An 18,244-nucleotide genomic window follows, 5' to 3' on the forward strand; every position below is an offset into this window, starting at 1 on the left:
TCCGTGAGTTCCGAGTCCGAGCGCCACGCCCACGAGCGTCACGCGCAGCTGGCCGCCGAGGTGGCCGACCACCAGTTCCGGTACTACGTGCTGGACGCGCCGGTCGTCGCCGACGGCCAGTTCGACGAGCTGTGGCACGAGCTGCTCGCCCTGGAGGAGCGCCACCCGGGCCTCGTCACGCCGGACTCGCCGAGTCAACGCGTGGGCGGCACGTTCTCCACCGAGTTCGCCGCGCACGACCATCTCGAGCGGATGCTGTCGCTGGACAACGCGTTCTCGCCGGAGGACCTGCGCACCTGGCAGGAGCGGGTGACCAGGGAGGTCGGCGAGAACCTGCACTACCTGTGCGAGCTCAAGATCGACGGGCTCGCGGTGAACCTGCTGTACGAGGACGGGAAGCTCACCCGCGCGCTGACCCGGGGTGACGGGCGCACCGGCGAGGACATCACGCTCAACATGCGCACCCTGGCCGAGGTGCCCGAGCGGCTCACCGGCAGCGAGGAGTTCCCGGTCCCGAATCTGGTCGAGGTCCGCGGCGAGGTCTACTTCGCGCTCGAGGACTTCGAGAAGCTCAACGCCTCCCTGGTCGACGCGGGCAAGCCGCCGTTCGCGAACCCGCGCAACACCGCCGCCGGGTCGCTGCGCCAGAAGGACCCGCGGGTCACCGCGTCGCGCAACCTGCGGCTGATCTGCCACGGCATCGGCAGACGGGAGGGCTTCACGCCCACGACCCAGTCCCAGGCCTACGACGCGCTGGTCGCCTGGGGCCTGCCGATCTCGCCGCGTACCCGGGTCGTGCAGGGCATCGACAAGGTGATCGAGTTCGTCGAGTACTGGGGCGAGCACCGCAACGACGTCGAGCACGAGATCGACGGCGTCGTCGCCAAGGTCGACGAGGTCGCGCTGCAGCGCCGCCTGGGGGCGACGTCGCGGTTCCCGCGCTGGGCGATCGCGTTCAAGTACCCGCCCGAGCAGGCCACCACCCGGCTGCTCGACATCCGGGTCAACGTCGGGCGCACCGGGCGGGTGACACCGTTCGCGGTGATGGAGCCGGTCAAGGTCGCCGGGTCGACCGTCGAGATGGCCACCCTGCACAACGCCGACGAGGTGCGCCGCAAGGGCGTGCTGATCGGGGACCGGGTGGTCATCCGCAAGGCCGGCGACGTGATCCCCGAGGTGCTCGGCCCGGTCACCGACGTGCGCGACGGCAGCGAGCGCCCGTTCGTCATGCCCACGCACTGCCCCGAGTGCGGCACCGCGCTGGTGCAGCAGAAGGCCGGCGACGTCGACCGGCGCTGCCCGAACGCGCGCTCCTGTCCCGCGCAGCTGCGCGAGCGGCTCTTCCACGTGGCCGGGCGCGGCGCGTTCGACATCGAGGGCCTCGGCTACGAGGCGGCGGTCGCGCTGCTGACCTCCGGGGTGCTCACCGACGAGGGCGACGTCTTCGCCCTCACCGAGGACGACCTGCTCGAGACCGAGCTGTTCCGCACCAAGGCGGGCGCGCTCTCGGCGAACGGGCGCAAGCTGCTGGAGAACCTGGAGAAGGCCAAGGACCGGCCGCTGTGGCGGGTGCTGGTCGGGCTGTCGATCCGGCACGTCGGCCCGACGGCGGCGCAGGCGCTGGCCCGCGAGGTCGGCTCGATGGACGCCCTGCAGGACGCGGCCGAGCAGGCCCGCGAGGGCACCGAGGCGGCCGGGGTCGCGATCGTCTCCGACGGGTCGGCGGGCGACGAGCCTGCCGGTGACGAGCAGACCGGTGACGAGCAGACCGGCGACGCAGCGGCCGATGACGAGGTGACGGCTCAGGTCACCGCGGCCGAAGCCGCCGGGGACGCCGACGCGGCCGCCGAGGCCGTCGCGGAGGCCGAGAAGCAGGAGAAGGCTGCGGCGCGCGCCCGGGCCAAGGCCGTCGCCGAGGCGCTGGCCCCGATCGCCGGGGTCGACGGCGTCGGCCCGACGATCGCCGCGGCCGTGCGCGACTGGTTCAGCGTCGGCTGGCACCGCGAGGTCGTCGACAAGTGGCGGGCCGCCGGTGTCCGGATGGAGGACGAGATCGACGACTCGGTCCCGCGCTTCCTGGAGGGCCTGTCGATCGTGATCACCGGGTCGATGGACGGCTGGTCCCGCGACGAGGCCAAGGAGGCGGTCATGGCCCGGGGCGGGCGGGCCGCCGGGTCGGTGTCGAAGAAGACCGCGTTCGTCGTCGCGGGGGAGGCGCCCGGCTCGAAGTACGAGAAGGCCGTCGAGCTCGGGGTGCCGGTGCTCGACGAGGCCGGCTTCGGGGTCCTGCTCGACCGGGGCCCGGACGCGGCGCGCGAGCTGGCCGCTGCGGAGTAGCGAGGGACGGCGCCGCTGCGGAGTGGCGAGAGGCGGCGCCGCTGCCGAGTGGCGAGAGGCAGCGCCGCTGCGGAGTAACGGGGGCAGTACCGGACGGCGGAGCAGGGGCAGTTGCGGCACGCCGCCGGTGACCGGCCGCTCACCGGGCGTGTTCCCGCCCGGCGCTCCCGGACACCCGGACGGCGACGATCCCGGCGTGCGGGCGCGTCCACCCGGTCGCGGCGGCGGTCGCTCTCCTAATGTCTGACGGGTCGGCCCGACGGGCCGGCACGTCCGGAACGGCCGGGCCCCGTGCTGCCGCGGGGGAGCCGCCGTGGCCGGGCGCAGGTCGGGGCGAATCGGGGGACAGCGTGCTGCAGGCGGTACTCAACGGATCACGTCCGTCGGACGCGCATCCCGCGCTACCGGTCCTGCCACGGCACCTGGCCCGCGACGCCCGCGCGGTCGCCCGGCTCGGTGTCACCTCGGTGCACGTCCACCCGCGCGACGACAACGGCAACGAGACGATCGAGCCGGCCGTCGTCGGCGACGTCGTGTCGCTGATCCGCCAGGAGGCCCCCGGCGTCGAGATCGGCATCCCGACCGGCCGCTGGATCCAGCCGAACACCCAGGCCCGCATCGAGACCGTGATGGCGTGGGGGCGGCTCGGCGCGGGCAAGCCCGACGTGTGCGGGGTCAACGTGCACGAGCAGGGCTGGACCGACGTCTGCCAGGCCGCCGCCTCGGTCGGCATCGCCGTCGAGCTCGGGGTCTGGACCAGCGGTGACGCGGTCACTCTGCGTCAGAACGGCCTGCCGCCGGGCACCCGCCGGGTGCTCGCCGAGTCCACGGTGACCGACCCGGAGACCGCGGTCGCCGAGGGCATCCGGATCCTGCGCGCGCTCGGTCAGCCCCCGGTGCCGGTGCTGCTGCACGGGGAGGAAGAGGGCGCCTGGCCGGTGCTCGAGTACGCCACCCGGGTCAACATCGACTCCCGGATCGGCTTCGAGGACGTCCTGGTCCGCCCGGACGGCTGGCTCGCCACCGGCAACGACGACCTCGTCCGCACCGCCCTGTCCATCCGGGTCTGACGCGCGGCGAGAGCTCAGGCCTTGAGGACCGTGGCCACTATCCCGGCCAGGTGCGCCAGCCGCGCCAGCTCCGAGGGCCGGAACACCGGCCCGCCCGGGCGCGCCACCACCAGCGACTTCGGCGGCTCCCCGGACCCGAACGGCGCGGCGGCCAGCTCGGTGTCCATCGCCCGCCACGGCTCGGGCACCCAGTGCGACTCGTCGAGCGCGATCGCCCGGTCCAGCGGCAGCCACGGCAGATCCCCGGTCCGGGTCTCCGGAGCCGCGGAGGACTCGGCGATCCGGTAGGACCGCCCGTCCTCGCTGACCGCGACCAGCGCCCAGCCCGCGCGGAACAGCCGCGGCACCTCCGCGGCGAGCCGGTCCAGCCCGTGCCGCGGGTCGCCGGCGATCTCGTCGAGCAGCTCCAGCTCGCGGTGCGTGTCGAGCATCCCGGTGTGCGGGCGTACCGACTCCACGGTCACGCCGGGCACCGACTCCGCGGCGGTGATCAGCACGTCCGGCGGGCGGTGCGTGGCCAGCTCGATCGCGATGTCGTCGACAGCCTGGCCGTCGTCGCGCTCGACGACGTCGACGCTGAGGATGTCCGCCCCGGCCCCGCCGAGGGCGGACGCCACGGCGCCCAGGGTGCCGGGCTCGTCCGGGAGGATGACCCGGAGCAGGTACGACACGGGCGGACCTCTCTGCTCTGTCGTGCTGGGTGCGGACGCGCGACCGGGCTCGGCCGGACGGGTGCACCGCCCGGCGCGGGCGGGGCCCGGGAGATCCTGCCACCCCGTCGCCCCCGGGGAACATCGTCTCCTGTGTCACGGCTCGGCCACACCGGGTCACCGGGTGCCCGACCGGGCTGCGGACCGGCCGGAATAGACTGGGATGCACACCGGCGCACAGGTCCCCGCGCGGGCGCGTCGCCGGTGGTTCGAGCGGGCCGAGGAGGCCGACGCGGAGTCGCGTCCGGCCCCGGTCCCGCGGAGTGAACCATCCCGAGGAGGGGCATGACCGCCGATTCCGCCGGCCCGACGGGCACCGGTGGGGCCATCACCCGGGACGAGGTCGCGCACCTCGCCCGGCTGGCCCGGCTGGCCGTCACCGAGCAGGAGCTGGACACCTTCGCGGGCCAGCTCGACGTGATCATCGGGTCGGTGGCCCGGGTCGGGGAGGTCGCCGCCGACGACATCCCGCCGACCTCGCACGCCGTCCCGCTGGAGAACGTCTTCCGGCCCGACGAGCGCCGCCCGGGGCTGACCCAGGAGCAGGCACTCGCCGGTGCCCCCGCGGCCGAGGACGGCCGCTTCCGCGTCCCGCGCATCCTGGGGGAGGAGCAGTGAGCACCCCGAGCAGCGGGCTCGTCCGGCTGACCGCCGCCGAGCTGGCCCAGAAGATCCACTCCGGTGAGGTGTCCTCGGTCGAGGTCACGCAGGCGCACCTGGACCGGATCGCCGCCGTCGACGGTGGCGAGCAGGGCGTGCACGCGTTCCTGCACGTCGGTGCGGAGTCCGCGCTGGCCGCGGCCGAGCTGGCCGACGCCCGGATCGCCGCCGGTGAGCAGCCCGCGTCCCCGCTGGACGGGGTGCCGCTGGCTCTCAAGGACGTCTTCACCACCACCGACATGCCCACGACGGCCGGGTCCCGGATCCTCGAGGGCTGGCAGCCGCCGTACGACTCCACGGTCACCGCGCGGCTGCGCGCCGCCGGGATCCCGGTGCTGGGCAAGACGAACATGGACGAGTTCGCGATGGGCTCGTCGACCGAGCACTCGGCGTACGGCGTCACCCGCAACCCATGGGACCGCACCCGCGTGCCGGGCGGCTCCGGCGGTGGCTCCGCGGCCTCGCTGGCCGCGTTCGAGGCGCCGCTGTCGATCGGCACCGACACCGGCGGCTCGATCCGCCAGCCGGCCGCGTTCACCGGCACCGTCGGCGTCAAGCCGACCTACGGCCAGGTGTCGCGCTACGGGCTGATCGCCTGCGCGTCGTCACTGGACCAGGGCGGGCCGTGCGCCCGCACCGTGCTCGACGCGGCGCTGCTGCACGAGGTCATCGGCGGCCACGACGAGCGCGACTCCACCTCGATCGACCGGGAGCTCCCGGCGGTGGTCGAGGCCGCGCGCCAGGGTGCGACCGGGGACCTGACCGGGCTGCGCGTCGGCGTCGTGCGGGAGCTCGGCGGCGAGGGCTACCAGCCGGGCGTGCGCGCGGCGTTCGACGCGTCGCTGCGCCGGCTGGAGAAGCTGGGCGCCGAGATCGTCGAGGTGTCCTGCCCGAACTTCGAGTACGCCATGGCCGCGTACTACCTGATCCTGCCGAGCGAGGTGTCGTCGAACCTCGCCCGGTTCGACGCCATGCGCTACGGCTTGCGCGTGGCCGAGGGCCGCAGCGCCGAGGAGGTCATGGCGAACACCCGCGAGCAGGGGCTGGGCCCCGAGGTGAAGCGCCGGATCATGCTCGGCACCTACGCGCTGTCCAGCGGCTACTACGACGCCTACTACGGCCAGGCGCAGAAGGTCCGTACCCTGATCGGGCGGGACTTCGCGAACGCGTTCGCCCAGGCCGACGTGCTCGTCTCGCCGACCGCGCCGACCGTGCCGTTCCCGATCGGGGAGAAGGTCGACGACCCGCTGGCCATGTACCTCAACGACCTGGCAACGATCCCGACGAACCTGGCCGGTGTGGCCGGGATGTCGCTGCCTGCCGGGCTGTCCGAGGGGCTGCCGGTGGGCCTGCAGGTCATGGCGCCCGCGCTGGGCGAGGCCGTGATGTACCGCGTCGGGGCCGCCTTCGAGGCCGCCCGCGACGCCGACGAGGGCGGTCCGCTGATCGCGCGCGTTCCGGAGGTGGTGTCCGCATGACCGCGTCGACCGAGGAGCTCGTCGACTTCGACGACGTCGTCGCCCGCTTCGACCCGACGCTGGGCATCGAGGTGCACGTGGAGCTGTCCACGAACACCAAGATGTTCTGCAGCTGCCCGACCGGGTTCGGCGCCGAGCCGAACACCCAGGTCTGCCCGGTCTGCCTGGGCCTGCCCGGCGCGCTGCCGGTGGTCAACCGGACCGCGGTGGAGTCCGCGATCCGGATCGGGCTGGCGCTGAACTGCTCGATCGCACCGTGGGGCCGCTTCGCCCGGAAGAACTACTTCTATCCGGACATGCCGAAGAACTTCCAGACCTCCCAGTACGACGAGCCGATCGCCCACGACGGGTTCCTGGACCTGACCCTCGACGACGGCGAGGTCGTCCGGATCGGCATCGAGCGCGCGCACATGGAGGAGGACACCGGCAAGTCGCTGCACGTCGGCGGGGCCGACGGCCGCATCCACGGTGCCGACCACTCGCTGCTCGACTACAACCGGGCAGGCGTCCCGCTGATCGAGATCGTCACCAAGATGGTCCCGGACACCGGGGCGCGCGCCCCGGAGGTGGCTCGCGCCTACGTCACCGCACTGCGTGACCTGGTGAAGTCCCTCGGCGTCTCCGACGTCCGGATGGACCAGGGCTCGATGCGTGCCGACGTGAACCTGTCGCTGTCGCCCAAGGACACCGGCGAGCTGGGCACCCGCACCGAGACCAAGAACGTCAACTCGCTGCGGTCGGTCGAGCGGGCCGTCCGGTTCGAGATGAGCCGCCAGGCAGGCGTGCTCGACGCCGGCGGCGAGATCGTGCAGGAGACCCGGCACTTCGACGAGGCCACCGGGCACACCCGCGCCGGGCGCAAGAAGGAGACCTCGGAGGACTACCGGTACTTCCCGGAGCCCGACCTGGTCCCGATCGCGCCGTCGGAGGAGTGGGTCGAGGAGCTGCGCGGCACGCTGCCCGAGCTGCCGTGGGAGCGCCGCAAGCGGATCCAGACCGAGTGGGGCGTCTCCGACGAGGAGATCCGCGACCTGGTCAACGCCGGTGCGCTCGACCTGGTCGAGGCCACCGTCGCCGCGGGCGCGTCGTCGCAGGAGGCCCGCTCCTGGTGGGTCGCCTACCTCGCGCAGCAGGCCAACACCCGTGCCGTGGAGCTCACCGATCTGGCGATCACCCCGGAGCAGGTGGCGCGGGTGATCGCGCTGGTCACCGACGGCGAGCTGACGAACAAGCTGGCCCGCCAGGTCGTCGACGGCGTGCTCGACGGCGAGGGCACGCCCGACGAGGTCGTCGCCGCCCGCGGGCTGAAGGTCGTCTCCGACGAGGGCGAGCTGGTTGCCGCCGTCGACGCGGCCCTGGCCGAGCAGCCCGACGTCGCGGAGAAGATCCGTGGCGGCAAGGTGCAGGCCGCCGGTGCGATCGTCGGTGCGGTCATGAAGGCGACCAAGGGCCAGGCCGACGCCAAGCGCGTGCGGGAGCTGGTCGTGGAGCGCTGCAACGGCTGAGCGCGTTCGTCCCGCGGGGGCGGTTCCGGGATCCCCGGGGCCGCCCCCGCGCCGTTCACCCGGTGTCTCGCCCGGTGATCGCCACGTTCGTGACGCAGCGTTCGCCCGGCGGCCGCCTGGTCACAGACGTGGCGATCTCCAGGGGCGGCGATCGTGCAGGGGCGGCGGTCAGTCCATGGAACGGACCCAGTTCGTGGCGTCGACGAGCGAGGACTTCGGCCGGTGCCGGCGCAGCTCGCGGATGGCAGCGACCTCGCCGTCGGCGTCGCGGCGGGCACGCAGGGCATCGGTCAGCTCGGGATCCACCTCACCGATCGGCTCCTGGTTGCGTTGCCGGAGCAGGCTCGCCGTCAGCGACACCCCCGACGACAGCAGCATCAGCACGAACGGCCAGCCGGTGTAGCCCACGAACCACAGCACCACGGCGATGGCCAGGATCACGAGCAACAGCACGTTCCCTGCGATCTCGGCCTTGCGGGTCATCCGATCCCCCGGTTCGAACGGTCCGTCAGGACGTGTCAGGACTTGTCGCCGCCCCCACCACCGGGCGCCAGCGGCATCCGGACGACGACGTCGTCGCGGGCCGCGGGCTTACCGTCCCTCTTGTTGGTGCTCGCTGTCCAGAGCAGCCCGTCCTGGGCGACGGCGGCCGGCCGCAGCCGGCCGAAGTCCTTGTCCAGCACACTCTTCGGCTGCTCGCTGACGGTGCCGTCCGGGTTGAGCTGCAGCAGCAGCACCGAGGTCAGCGCGGGCTGGACGACCGCCAGGTACCCCGAGGACAGCGCGCACCCGGCGACTCCGGGCCGGGCAGGCCACGTCCACAGCGGACTGCCGAGGGCGCCCTTGCCGATCGGGGCGACGACGTCACGCCGCTCCTGCCGGTCGGTGACCCAGGCGCGCCCGGTCGCCGGGTCGCTGCACACCCCGCCCGGGCTGGTGACCCCGGTGGTGAACACCGGCGACCCCGGTGCGGTGTTGCCCGGTGCCGGACGGCCGAGGGTGTCGACCCGCAGCACCGCGCCGGCGAGCCGGTCCGCGGGCTTCGCCGCCGACCGTCCCGTCGCGACCAGCAGGTACCCGTTCCTGTCGAGCCCGAGCGCGCCGCCGCGGACGTCCTTCGGGATCCCGGCCAGCACCGGTTTCGCGGGCTCGCCCTGGGCGATCCGCACGACGCGCACGTCGTCCCGGGTGCGGACGAGCGCGTAGATCAGCCGGTCCTCGGGGTAGGCCGGCGACAGGGCCAGCCCGAGCAGTCCCTCACCCGCGGACCGGTCGACGTCGACGGTCGCGACGACCACCGGCTTCTCGTCCCGGTGCACCCGCAGGATCCGGCCGGTCGTCAGCTCCCCGGCCAGGGCGGACTCGCCGTCCGGGAGCACCACGAGACCCCCGACCGCGCCGAGGCAGGCGGTGACGATCCGCTCGTCGGGATCCTGGCAGGGGCCCGTGGGCTGCTGCTTGCCGTCCTCGCCGGGCTTCTCCGGCTTCTCGGAAGGCTGCTGCTGCTTCGGCTCCGGCGGCGCGATCGACGGCGGCCCGCCCAGCTCGCCCTCGCCATCGGCCTGCGGGCGCCAGTCGCGCGGACCCTCCTCGGGGAACGTCGCGCACCCGCTCACGAGCAGCACGAGCGCCGCGACGACGAGCAGCAGACGGGCCTTCACGATCGCCCAGGCTAGGCGCCGCGGGGTGAGCACCCGGTGAGTACCGTCGTCGACCATGAGCGAGTCGAGCCTGACCGTCCTGGTGCCGCACGACGTCGGCGCGGAGATCGTCGGGGAGGTCGAGGGCGTCACCCCCGTCGTCTACGACCCGGACCGGCCGCTGCCGGCCGAGGCCGCCGAGGCCCGCGCGCTCGTCGCCCCGTTCCTGGCGAGCTCCGACGCGGTCGCGATGACCGAGAAGATGCCGCACCTGGAGCTGGTGCAGCTGCTCACCGCCGGGGCCGAGGCGTGGATCGGGCGGCTGCCCGAGGGCGTGCAGCTCTCCGACGGGCGCGGCGCGCACGGCGGCGCGACCGCCGAGTGGGTCGTCGCGGTGCTGCTCGCCGTCTACCGGCACCTCGACCGGTTCGTCCGCGCGCAGGACCGCGGCGAGTGGGACTACCACCAGACCGAGGAGCTGGCCGGGAAGAAGGTCCTCGTGGTCGGCGCCGGGGACGTGGGGGAGAAGATCCGCGCCCGGCTCGCCCCGTTCGACGTCGAGATCACCATGGTCGGCCGCACCGCCCGCGAGGGTGTGCACGGCTGGGACGAGCTGCCCCGCCTGTTGCCCGCCCACGACGCGTGCGTGCTGGTCGTCCCGCTGACCGACGAGACCCGCGGCATGGTCGACGCCGCGTTCCTCGCCGCCATGCCCGACGGAGCGCTGCTGGTCAACGGGGCCCGCGGGCCCGTCGTCGACACCGATGCGCTGCTCGCGGAGCTGACCGCCGGCCGGCTGCGTGCCGCCGTCGACGTGACCGATCCGGAGCCGCTGCCCGAGGGGCACCCGCTGTGGTCGGCGCCCGGACTGCTGCTCACCCCGCACGTCGGCGGGAGCGTGCCGCTGGCGATGCGCCGCGCGTACGGCGTGGCCGCCGAGCAGATCGCCGCGTTCGCCCGCGGCGAGGAGCCGCCGAACCTGGTCACCGGGGCGTACTGATCCCGGCGCCCACGACCGGGGACCACTAGGGGAAACGCCGGGGAAAACCCCCAGGTGGCGCGGCGTCGCGCCGGTAGGGTCCGGTGCCATGAGCACGCAGCAGTACGACTGGGGCAGCCTCGGCGGGGACGAGCCGCCGGAGCACACGCGCCCGGAGCGGCTGCCCGTGCCGGCGCACGTGTCGTCGGACATCGGGCTGCTCGTGCTGCGCCTGGTCGTCGGCGTGCTGTTCGCCGCGCACGGTGCGCAGAAGGTGTTCGGCACCCTCGGCGGGCTCGGCCCGGCCGGGACCGACGGCGCGTTGCAGGCGCTCGGGTTCGCGACGTTCTCCTCGCCGCTGGCCTGGGTGCTCGGCGTCGGGCAGCTGGTGTTCGGCGTGCTGCTGGTGCTGGGGCTGCTCACCCCGTTCGCGGCGTCCGGGCTGCTCGCCTCGAAGATCGTCGCGGTCGCGCTGGCGGTGACCCCGGCCGGGATCTCCGCACCGCTGTTCGCCTCCGGCGGGCCCAACTCCGTCGAGCTGCACCTGCTGCTCGGTGCGGGCGCCGCGGCGCTGGTGTTCACCGGCGCCGGGCGGATCGCGCTCGACGCGGGCCGCACCTACCAGCGTCGTCCGCTGCCGTGGGCGGTGCTGTCGCTGGTCGTCGGGGTCGGCATCGCGCTGCTGGTGCTGTTCGTGCTGCGTGGCTGAGCCGCCCGTGCTCCCCGACGACGACTGGCTGGGCCCGCTCGCCGCCAAGCTGCGCCGCCCCGTCCGGGTCGCCTCCCGTGCCGCGCTGACCGGTGGCGTCGTCGCCGGCTCTGTTGAGCGGATCACCCTCGACGACGGTACCGACGTCGTCCTCAAGACCGGCGACCGCGAGAAGAACGCGGCCGAGGCAGCCGCGCTGCGGGCGGTCGCGGTGGTGAACGGCCCGGTGCGGGTGCCGCGGATGCTCGCGCACGGTGACGACTGGCTGGTCCTCGCACACGAGCCGGGCGAGCCGCTCGGCCCCGGTGACCCGGTGCCCGACGAGGTATGGCGCAGCCTCGCGCTGGTGCACGCGCACTGGCGCCGCAACCGGCCGCGCGGTGTCCCGGTCGTCGATCCGCGCTGGTGGGAGGGGCTGTGCGCGCAGGCCGCCGACGCGCTCGACCGCGCCGGCGCCGACTCCGTGCACGATGGCGCGGACAGCGGCGCGGCGGACCGCATCGGGGCGCTGGCGACGGACCCGCGGATCGGCACCGCCCTCGCCGCGCTGCCGCGCACGCTCTGTCACGGCGACGCGCACCGCGGCAACGTGCTGCGGACCCCCGGCGGCGGGATCCTGCTCGACTGGGGCAACGCCCGCGTCGCCCCCGGGTCGCTGGACACCGCCGTGCTCGCCGCGCCGCCCGTCGACGGCCCCGCCGACGCTCCCGCCGCGCCGGTCCCGGAGATCTACCGGGAGACGCTGCACGCCGCGACCGGCGCCGCCGACCCGCCGCGCATGATCGCCGCGGAGACCGCGTGGGCGCGGGTGCAGGCCCACGTGCAGTACCTGCCGTACTCCGCCGAACACCTGGGCGCGGACCGCGCTGCGTCGATGGTGCGAGTGGTCGACGAGGCGCTGGCCGAGCTGGGTGCGGCGCTGGGGATGTGAGCGCCGGCTGCGCGACGCCCCGCTCCGCGCGGGGACGGGACGCCGCGCCGCAGCTCAGCCCTTCGGCGCCGCGATCCGGCGGAGCCGGGTGTTGACGAACTCGCCCATGCCCCAGCGGCCGAGCTCGCGCCCGAAGCCGGAGCGCTTCACCCCGCCGAACGGCAGCCCGGGCAGTGTCGTGCCGTGCTCGTTGACGAAGGCCATGCCGACGTCGAGGCGGTCGACGACCTCCTGCGCACGCTCCAGGTCGCTGCTCCACACCGAGCCGCCGAGCCCGAACTCGACGTCGTTGGCCAGGTCGACGGCCTCGTCGACCGAGTCGACGCCGTAGACCACGGCGACCGGGCCGAAGATCTCGTCGTGGTAGGCGTCCATGTCCTTGGTGACGCCGGTGAGCACGGCCGGGCGCATGAACGCGCCGTCGCCGTCGACGGCGTCGCCGCCGGTGTGCAGGGTCGCGCCCTGCTCCACGGCGCGGCGCACCTGCTCGACGACGCCGTCGCGCGCGGCGACCGAGGACAGCGGCCCGAGGCGGGTGTCCGGGTCGGTCGGGTCGCCCGGCTCGGCGCCCTCGAACGCCGCGACCAGCCCGGACACGAACTCGTCGAGCCGGTCGTTGGACACGATCATGCGCTTCGGGGAGTTGCACGCCTGCCCGGCGTTGGACAGCCGGGCGCGGCCCGCGGTCTTCGCGGTGGTCGCGACGTCGGCGTCGTCGAGCACGATGAACGCGTCCGAGCCGCCCAGCTCCAGGACCGCCTTCTTCAGGTGCCGGCCCGCGTTCTCGGCGACGGCGGCGCCGGCGCGCTCGCTGCCGGTCAGCGAGATGCCGCGCACCCGCGGGTCGGCGACCATCTCCGCGACCTGGTCGTTGGTGGCGAAGACGTTGACGTAGACGTCGGCGGGGACGCCCGCGTCGTGCAGGATCTCGGCGACGACCTCCGCGGACGCCGCGCAGATCGGCGCGTGCTTGAGGACGATCGTGTTGCCCACCATCAGGTTCGGCGCGACGAAGCGGGCCACCTGGTAGTAGGGGTAGTTCCACGGCATGATCCCGACGAGCGGGCCGACCGGCTCGGTCTGCACGACGGACTCGGCCGCGCCCTGCGGGTCGAGCTCCTCCTGGACCAGCAGGTCCGGGCCGTGCTCGGCGTACCAGCGGTAGATCGACGCGGACAGCGCCACCTCGCCCGCGGCCTCGCGGACCGGCTTGCCCATCTCGGTCGCGATCAGGGTGGCCAGCTCGTCGCTGCGGGCCTCGTAGGCGTCGGCGACGGCGTGCAGGATCTTCGCCCGGTCGGCGGCCGGGGTGGCGCGCCAGCCGGCGTAGGCGTCGAAGACCCGGGTCAGGACACCGTCGACCTCCGCGTCGGTGAGCTCCGGGAACTCCTTCTCGGTCCGGCCGGTGGCCGGGTTGGTCGTCACGTAGGCGCTCATGGTTCCTTCCGGTGTCGCGTTCGTGCCGCGTCGGACCACGCCGGATGTCCGGGTGGTGAGCACGGCAAACATGGCTCACCCGGGCCGGTGGCCCGCGGCGGCACATGTGCGGCCCGGGCCGGCCGAGGTGATTGCCGATGCAATCAACGTGGCGGTCCGTCGATTTCTTCCAGCCGTGCGTGCAGGAACTCGATCGCCGGAGGCTGGAACCGGTCCCGTGCCTCGCCCATCGCCCGCAGCAGCCGGGGGAACGGCCAGCCGGGAGGGCGCAGCTCGGCCGGGAGTCGCGGGTCGCGCAGCAGGTCGAGGAACACCCCGTTGAACAGATCCGACACGTGGCGCAGCGCCGCTCCGCCGGACGGTGGGTCGCCGGGCTCGCACAGTGCCGCCTCCAGGTTCTCCGCGTGCCGGGTCAGGGTGGCGGCGAGGTCGTCGAGATCCCAGGCCGGGACGGCGACCCGGGCGGCCTCGTCCGCGTCCATCGCGAGCGTCGCGCGGGTGACGCGGGCGTCGGCGGGGCACTCGGCCAGGACGTCGTCGATCCGGGCCGCCAGGTCGGTGACCGCGATCAGCACCCCGGGCTGGAGCTGGCCGTAGCCGACGAAGGTCGCCATGCGCCGCAGGCGGTCCCGGTACGCGCGGCGGGGCTCGGGGACGGCGAACAGCAGCGCGTGGAAGTGGCCCTCCCACGGCGGGGGCGGGGCACCGAGGCCGGCGCCGATGCTGCGGGCGCGCTCGCCGAACCGGCCGATCATCCGGTAGCGGGTGGACCGGCCGTCGCGGGTGCCGGCGAGCATGTCGTCCTCGCGCATCCGGGCGAGGTGCCTGCGCGCCGCGGCCTCGCTCAGCCCGAACTCGCCGAGCAGCGCGACCAGGGCCGTTCCGGATATCTCCGACCTTCCGGACAACGGGAACAAAGAGGCCACGATTCCGCTCGTCGGGTTGCGGCGCGGCCGTCCTCCGGAGGATTCTGGCGCCACATCGTCGTTCACGACCGTGAACAATAACGTCATACGTTGGGGCGGTATCCATGGCAGCAGGCACGGTGTCCCCGAACGAGTCCTCCCGTGGCGCCCGGCCGCCGACCGAGGAGAGCGTGGGCATGCAGATCCTGGGCTGGGTCCAGCTGGGCCTGCTCACGGTGGTCGTCCCGATCGTGGTGTACGACCTGCTCACCGACGCCGGGGTGGCCCCGGTGTGGGCGCTCATCGCGAGCTCGGTGGGGCCGCTGCTCGATCTCGGGGTCACCTGGCTGCGCCGCGGCCGCCTCGACGAGTTCGCCGTGATCGTGCTGATCCTGATCGGGATCGGCGTCCTGACCTCGCTGTTCTTCGACGACCCGCGGCTGCTGATGCTCAAGGAGACGGTGCTGACCATGCTGTTCGGCCTGGTCGCGCTCGGCTCGCTGGTGCTGGCCCCGAGACCGCTGATGTTCTACTACGGGCGTCGCTTCGCGACCGGTGGCGAGCCGGAGCGGATCACCTGGTGGAACGGCCTGTGGCGCTATCCCGGATTCCGCCGCACCCAGATGGTGCTCACGGCGGTCTGGGGCGTGGTGTTCCTGGCCGAGGGGATCGCCCGCGCGGTGCTCACCTGGCTGCTGCCGGTCGACACCATGGTCGTGGTCAACAACGTCGCGCCGTTCGTGATCCTCGTGGCGCTGGTGGTCTGGACGATCCTCTACGCCCGCCACGCCCAGCGTGTCGGCGAGGCCCGCTCCCGCGCGGCAGGCGAGGTCCCCGACCCGCCGATCGAGCCCACCGGGCCCGACCATCCCGTGACACGGCCCAGCGTCCCCTGACATGCCTGTGGGGTGCCGGCCGACGGGCGGCACCCCACAATCAGGACGGAGAGATCAGGACGGCAGCTTGCGCACCGCGCCCTTGTCGGCCGAGGTGGCCATGTAGGCGTAGGCGCGCAGGGCCTTGGACACCTCGCGCTGCCGGTCGACCGGCTGCCACGGGCGCTCGGAGGACTCCATCTTGCCGCGCCGGTCGGCCAGCACCTCCGGCTCGACGAGCAGCTCCAGCGAGCGGGCCCGCACGTCCAGGCGGATCCGGTCACCGGTCTCGACCAGGCCGATCGTGCCGCCGTCGGCGGCCTCGGGGGAGATGTGCCCGACCGAGATGCCCGACGAGCCACCGGAGAACCGGCCGTCGGTGATCAGCGCGCACGCCTTGCCCAGGCCCGCGCCCTTGAGGAACGCGGTGGGGTGCAGCATCTCCTGCATCCCCGGCCCGCCGGACGGGCCCTCGTAGCGGATGACCAGGACGTCGCCGGGCTTGATCTGCTTGGTGAGGATCGCCGAGACGGCCTCCTCCTGGCTCTCCAGGACCACGGCCGGGCCCTCGAACTCCCAGATGTCCTCCGGGATGCCGGCGGTCTTGATCACCGCGCCGTCCTCGGCGAGGTTGCCGCGCAGCACGGCGAGCCCGCCGTCGGCGGAGTAGGCGTGCTCGGCGTCGCGGATGCAGCCGCCCTCGGCGTCGGTGTCGAGGGAGGACCAGCGGTTCTCGGTGGAGAACGCCTGCGTGGTCCGGACCCCGCCCGGCGCCGCGTGGTACAGCTCGATCGCGGTGTCGGTGGCCTTGCCGGAGCGGATGTCCCAGTCCGAGAGCCACTGCTCCAGCGACGGCGAGTGCACGGAGTGGACGTCCTCGTGCAGCATCCCGCCGCGGTAGAGCTCACCGAGGATGGCCGGGATTCCGCCGGCCCGGTGCACGTCCTCCATGTGGTAGTCGGAGTTCGGCGCGACCTTGCTCAGGCAGGGCACCCGGCGGGAGACGGCGTCGATCGCCTCGAGGTCGAAGTCGATCTCGCCCTCCTGCGCCGCGGCGAGGATGTGCAGGACGGTGTTGGTCGAGCCGCCCATCGCGACGTCGAGCGCCATCGCGTTCTCGAACGCGTCGCGGGTCGCGATGGAGCGGGGCAGGGCGCTCTCGTCGTCGTCGCGGTACCAGCGGGTGGCCAGGTCCATCACGGTGCGCCCGGCGTCGAGGAACAGCTCCTTGCGCGCCGCGTGCGTGGCGAGGGTGGAGCCGTTGCCCGGCAGCGAGAGCCCGAGCGCCTCGGTCAGGCAGTTCATCGAGTTCGCGGTGAACATGCCCGAGCAGGAGCCGCAGGTCGGGCAGGCGGAGCGCTCGACCTCGGTCAGCCCGTCGTCGTCCACGTTCGACGACGCCGACGCCGAGATCGCGGTGATCAGGTCGGTCGGCGCCTGCGCCACCCCGTCGACGACGACGGCCTTGCCTGCCTCCATCGGGCCGCCGGAGACGAACACGGTCGGGATGTTGAGCCGCATCGCGGCGTTCAGCATGCCGGGCGTGATCTTGTCGCAGTTGGAGATGCAGACCAGGGCGTCCGCGGCGTGCCCGTTGACCATGTACTCGACGGCGTCGGAGATGACCTCGCGGCTGGGCAGCGAGTAGAGCATCCCGCCGTGGCCCATCGCGATGCCGTCGTCGACGGCGATCGTGTTGAACTCGCGCGCCACGCCACCGGCCTCGGCGACCGCGCCCGCGACGAGGTCACCCATGTCCTTGAGGTGCACGTGGCCGGGCACGAACTGGGTGTAGGAGTTCGCGATCGCGACGATCGGCTTGCCGAAGTCGCTGTCGCCCATGCCGGTCGCGCGCCAGAGCGAGCGCGCTCCGGCGGCGTTGCGGCCATGGGTGGTGACGCGGGAACGGAGGGCGGGCATGTCGTCGGGTCTCCAGCCGGGTCTTGTCGTGCGGTGGTGCTGTCGGTGCTGCTGTCCGTGCTGCCGTGCTGCCGTGCTGCCGTGCTGTCGGCAGTGTCGGTGCTCGGTCGCCGGCGCGGTCCGGATGCCCCGAGGGGCACCCTCGTCGCCGCCGGTGTCCACCAGGGTGCCCCTCGGGGCGGTGTTATGAACCCCGGAGCCGTGAACCCCCGGAGCCGCGGACGAGCATCGCGTGCGGGCTCTTCCCGCCCGGCGCGTCGCAGGTGTGGTGGGCGCGGGCCGGGCCGGTCGGGACGCGACGGGCGGGGCGGATCGCACTCCGGGACGTCGCGCGCGGGTCCGCACGGTCGTGTCCAACCGTACGCGCCGTCGCCGCCTCCGTGCCGCCCGACCTGGACCGGCGTCTCGGCGGGCGAGCGCTCAGGACTCCGCCGGGTCCGGGATCCGCCCGCCGCTGGCCAGCGACACCATCGGCAGGTCACGGACCTTCACCGCGGGCAGTGTCAGCCTCGTGGCCGGCGGCTTCGCGGCCGGCTCCGTGCCCTCGGCGAGGACGGCGACCACCGAGGACCGCCGTCCCAGCTCCAGCCCGCGTACGTCGTCCCAGGAGACGGACCGCGTCCCGCGCACCGAGCGGACCTGCACGTGCTGCGGGGTCACCGTCGTGCGCACCCACAGCACCCAGGCGATCACCGCGACCGGCAGCAGCAGCGCCACCCAGAAGAACGGCACGCTGAACAGCAGCGGCAGCGCGCCGACCACCACGACCAGCACGACGGCGATCGTCAGCCGCGAGTGCGCGAACACGATGGCCCGCCCGCCGACGCCGGTCAGCCTGCCCTCGTCGCGGACCCGGGCCGCAGCGGCCACGATCTCGTCCGCCCGGGCGTCCACATCCTGGGACGGCGCCTGCGGTGCCGCGGCTCCCGCCTGCGGTGTGGCGTGGTCGTCGCTCCGGTCGTCGGTGCTGCTCACGGCCCCAGTGTCGCACTCCCGCACGCGGCGCGCGGGCGCCCGGTGGGGCCTCGTCGCGGTGAGACCGTTGACGTCCGGCGCGGGCACCGTGCTAGCGTCATGGTCATGTTCGC

The 18,244-nt window shown here is 73.8% G+C and carries 16 protein-coding genes; 9 read left to right on the forward strand and 7 right to left on the reverse strand.

Annotated features, from left to right (window positions below):
* Positions 1–3: 3 nt before the first annotated feature.
* Together ligA and ACLE50_RS05165 are read left to right on the forward strand one after the other, a co-directional pair.
* Entirely contained in the window at positions 4–2,337 is a 2,334-nt protein-coding gene (ligA, locus tag ACLE50_RS05160) for an NAD-dependent DNA ligase LigA (RefSeq protein ID WP_410942176.1), read from the forward strand.
* 350 nt (positions 2,338–2,687) lie between these two features.
* Positions 2,688–3,407, forward strand: a complete 720-nt coding sequence (locus tag ACLE50_RS05165; RefSeq protein WP_410942177.1) for a 3-keto-5-aminohexanoate cleavage protein — start codon at positions 2,688–2,690, stop codon at positions 3,405–3,407.
* Positions 3,408–3,421: 14 nt separating this feature from the next.
* On the opposite strand, the gene ACLE50_RS05170 is transcribed toward ACLE50_RS05165, so the two are convergent.
* A complete protein-coding gene (locus ACLE50_RS05170) occupies positions 3,422–4,078 on the reverse strand; it encodes an ACT domain-containing protein (RefSeq protein WP_410942178.1) in 657 nt (218 codons plus the stop codon).
* A 324-nt stretch (positions 4,079–4,402) separates the two neighbouring features.
* Here ACLE50_RS05170 and gatC point away from each other — a divergent pair, with 324 nt between their 5' ends.
* Genes gatC through gatB form a run of 3 tightly spaced genes read left to right on the forward strand, consistent with a single transcriptional unit; the run spans position 4,403 to position 7,760 of the window.
* Complete coding sequence (gatC, locus tag ACLE50_RS05175) at positions 4,403–4,735, forward strand: Asp-tRNA(Asn)/Glu-tRNA(Gln) amidotransferase subunit GatC (RefSeq protein WP_410942179.1); 333 nt, start codon at positions 4,403–4,405, stop codon at positions 4,733–4,735.
* A complete protein-coding gene (gene gatA / locus ACLE50_RS05180; RefSeq protein WP_410942180.1) occupies positions 4,732–6,255 on the forward strand; it encodes an Asp-tRNA(Asn)/Glu-tRNA(Gln) amidotransferase subunit GatA in 1,524 nt (507 codons plus the stop codon). Before gatC ends, gatA begins: the two co-directional genes overlap by 4 nt.
* Positions 6,252–7,760 (forward strand): Asp-tRNA(Asn)/Glu-tRNA(Gln) amidotransferase subunit GatB, encoded by a 1,509-nt coding sequence (gatB, locus tag ACLE50_RS05185; RefSeq protein WP_410942181.1) that lies wholly within the window; start codon positions 6,252–6,254, stop codon positions 7,758–7,760. Before gatA ends, gatB begins: the two co-directional genes overlap by 4 nt.
* A gap of 168 nt (positions 7,761–7,928) precedes the next feature.
* Here the strand turns inward: gatB and ACLE50_RS05190 are convergent, their stop codons facing one another.
* Positions 7,929–8,243, reverse strand: a complete 315-nt coding sequence (locus ACLE50_RS05190) for a hypothetical protein (protein WP_410942182.1) — start codon at positions 8,241–8,243, stop codon at positions 7,929–7,931.
* 35 nt (positions 8,244–8,278) lie between these two features.
* Positions 8,279–9,421: a PQQ-dependent sugar dehydrogenase gene (locus ACLE50_RS05195; protein ID WP_410942183.1), complete on the reverse strand. Its 1,143-nt coding sequence runs from the start codon at positions 9,419–9,421 to the stop codon at positions 8,279–8,281.
* A 55-nt stretch (positions 9,422–9,476) separates the two neighbouring features.
* Here ACLE50_RS05195 and ACLE50_RS05200 point away from each other — a divergent pair, with 55 nt between their 5' ends.
* From ACLE50_RS05200 to ACLE50_RS05210, 3 genes are all read left to right on the forward strand, one after another.
* A complete protein-coding gene (locus ACLE50_RS05200) occupies positions 9,477–10,400 on the forward strand; it encodes a 2-hydroxyacid dehydrogenase (protein WP_410942184.1) in 924 nt (307 codons plus the stop codon).
* An 88-nt stretch (positions 10,401–10,488) separates the two neighbouring features.
* The gene (locus ACLE50_RS05205) at positions 10,489–11,088 is read left to right on the forward strand and encodes a DoxX family membrane protein (protein WP_410942185.1); all 600 of its coding nucleotides are present in this window, start codon (positions 10,489–10,491) and stop codon (positions 11,086–11,088) included.
* Entirely contained in the window at positions 11,081–12,019 is a 939-nt protein-coding gene (locus tag ACLE50_RS05210) for an aminoglycoside phosphotransferase family protein (protein ID WP_410942186.1), read from the forward strand. Before ACLE50_RS05205 ends, ACLE50_RS05210 begins: the two co-directional genes overlap by 8 nt.
* A 54-nt stretch (positions 12,020–12,073) precedes the next feature.
* Here the strand turns inward: ACLE50_RS05210 and ACLE50_RS05215 are convergent, their stop codons facing one another.
* Both ACLE50_RS05215 and ACLE50_RS05220 read right to left on the reverse strand, forming a co-directional pair.
* Positions 12,074–13,456 (reverse strand): NAD-dependent succinate-semialdehyde dehydrogenase, encoded by a 1,383-nt coding sequence (locus tag ACLE50_RS05215; protein ID WP_410942187.1) that lies wholly within the window; start codon positions 13,454–13,456, stop codon positions 12,074–12,076.
* Between the two features lie 143 nt (positions 13,457–13,599).
* On the reverse strand, positions 13,600–14,382 hold the full coding sequence (locus tag ACLE50_RS05220; RefSeq protein WP_410942188.1) for a hypothetical protein: 783 nt from the start codon (positions 14,380–14,382) through the stop codon (positions 13,600–13,602).
* 104 nt (positions 14,383–14,486) lie between these two features.
* Here ACLE50_RS05220 and ACLE50_RS05225 point away from each other — a divergent pair, with 104 nt between their 5' ends.
* Complete coding sequence (locus ACLE50_RS05225; protein ID WP_410942189.1) at positions 14,487–15,257, forward strand: VC0807 family protein; 771 nt, start codon at positions 14,487–14,489, stop codon at positions 15,255–15,257.
* A 54-nt stretch (positions 15,258–15,311) separates the two neighbouring features.
* Here ACLE50_RS05225 and ilvD read toward each other — a convergent pair whose 3' ends face one another.
* Positions 15,312–17,156 (reverse strand): dihydroxy-acid dehydratase, encoded by a 1,845-nt coding sequence (gene ilvD, locus ACLE50_RS05230; protein WP_410942190.1) that lies wholly within the window; start codon positions 17,154–17,156, stop codon positions 15,312–15,314.
* A gap of 420 nt (positions 17,157–17,576) precedes the next feature.
* Complete coding sequence (locus tag ACLE50_RS05235; protein WP_410942191.1) at positions 17,577–18,131, reverse strand: PH domain-containing protein; 555 nt, start codon at positions 18,129–18,131, stop codon at positions 17,577–17,579.
* Positions 18,132–18,244: the final 113 nt, after the last annotated feature.

The organism is Pseudonocardia phyllosphaerae (assembly GCF_046546475.1).
Lineage (GTDB): Bacteria > Actinomycetota > Actinomycetes > Mycobacteriales > Pseudonocardiaceae > Pseudonocardia > Pseudonocardia phyllosphaerae.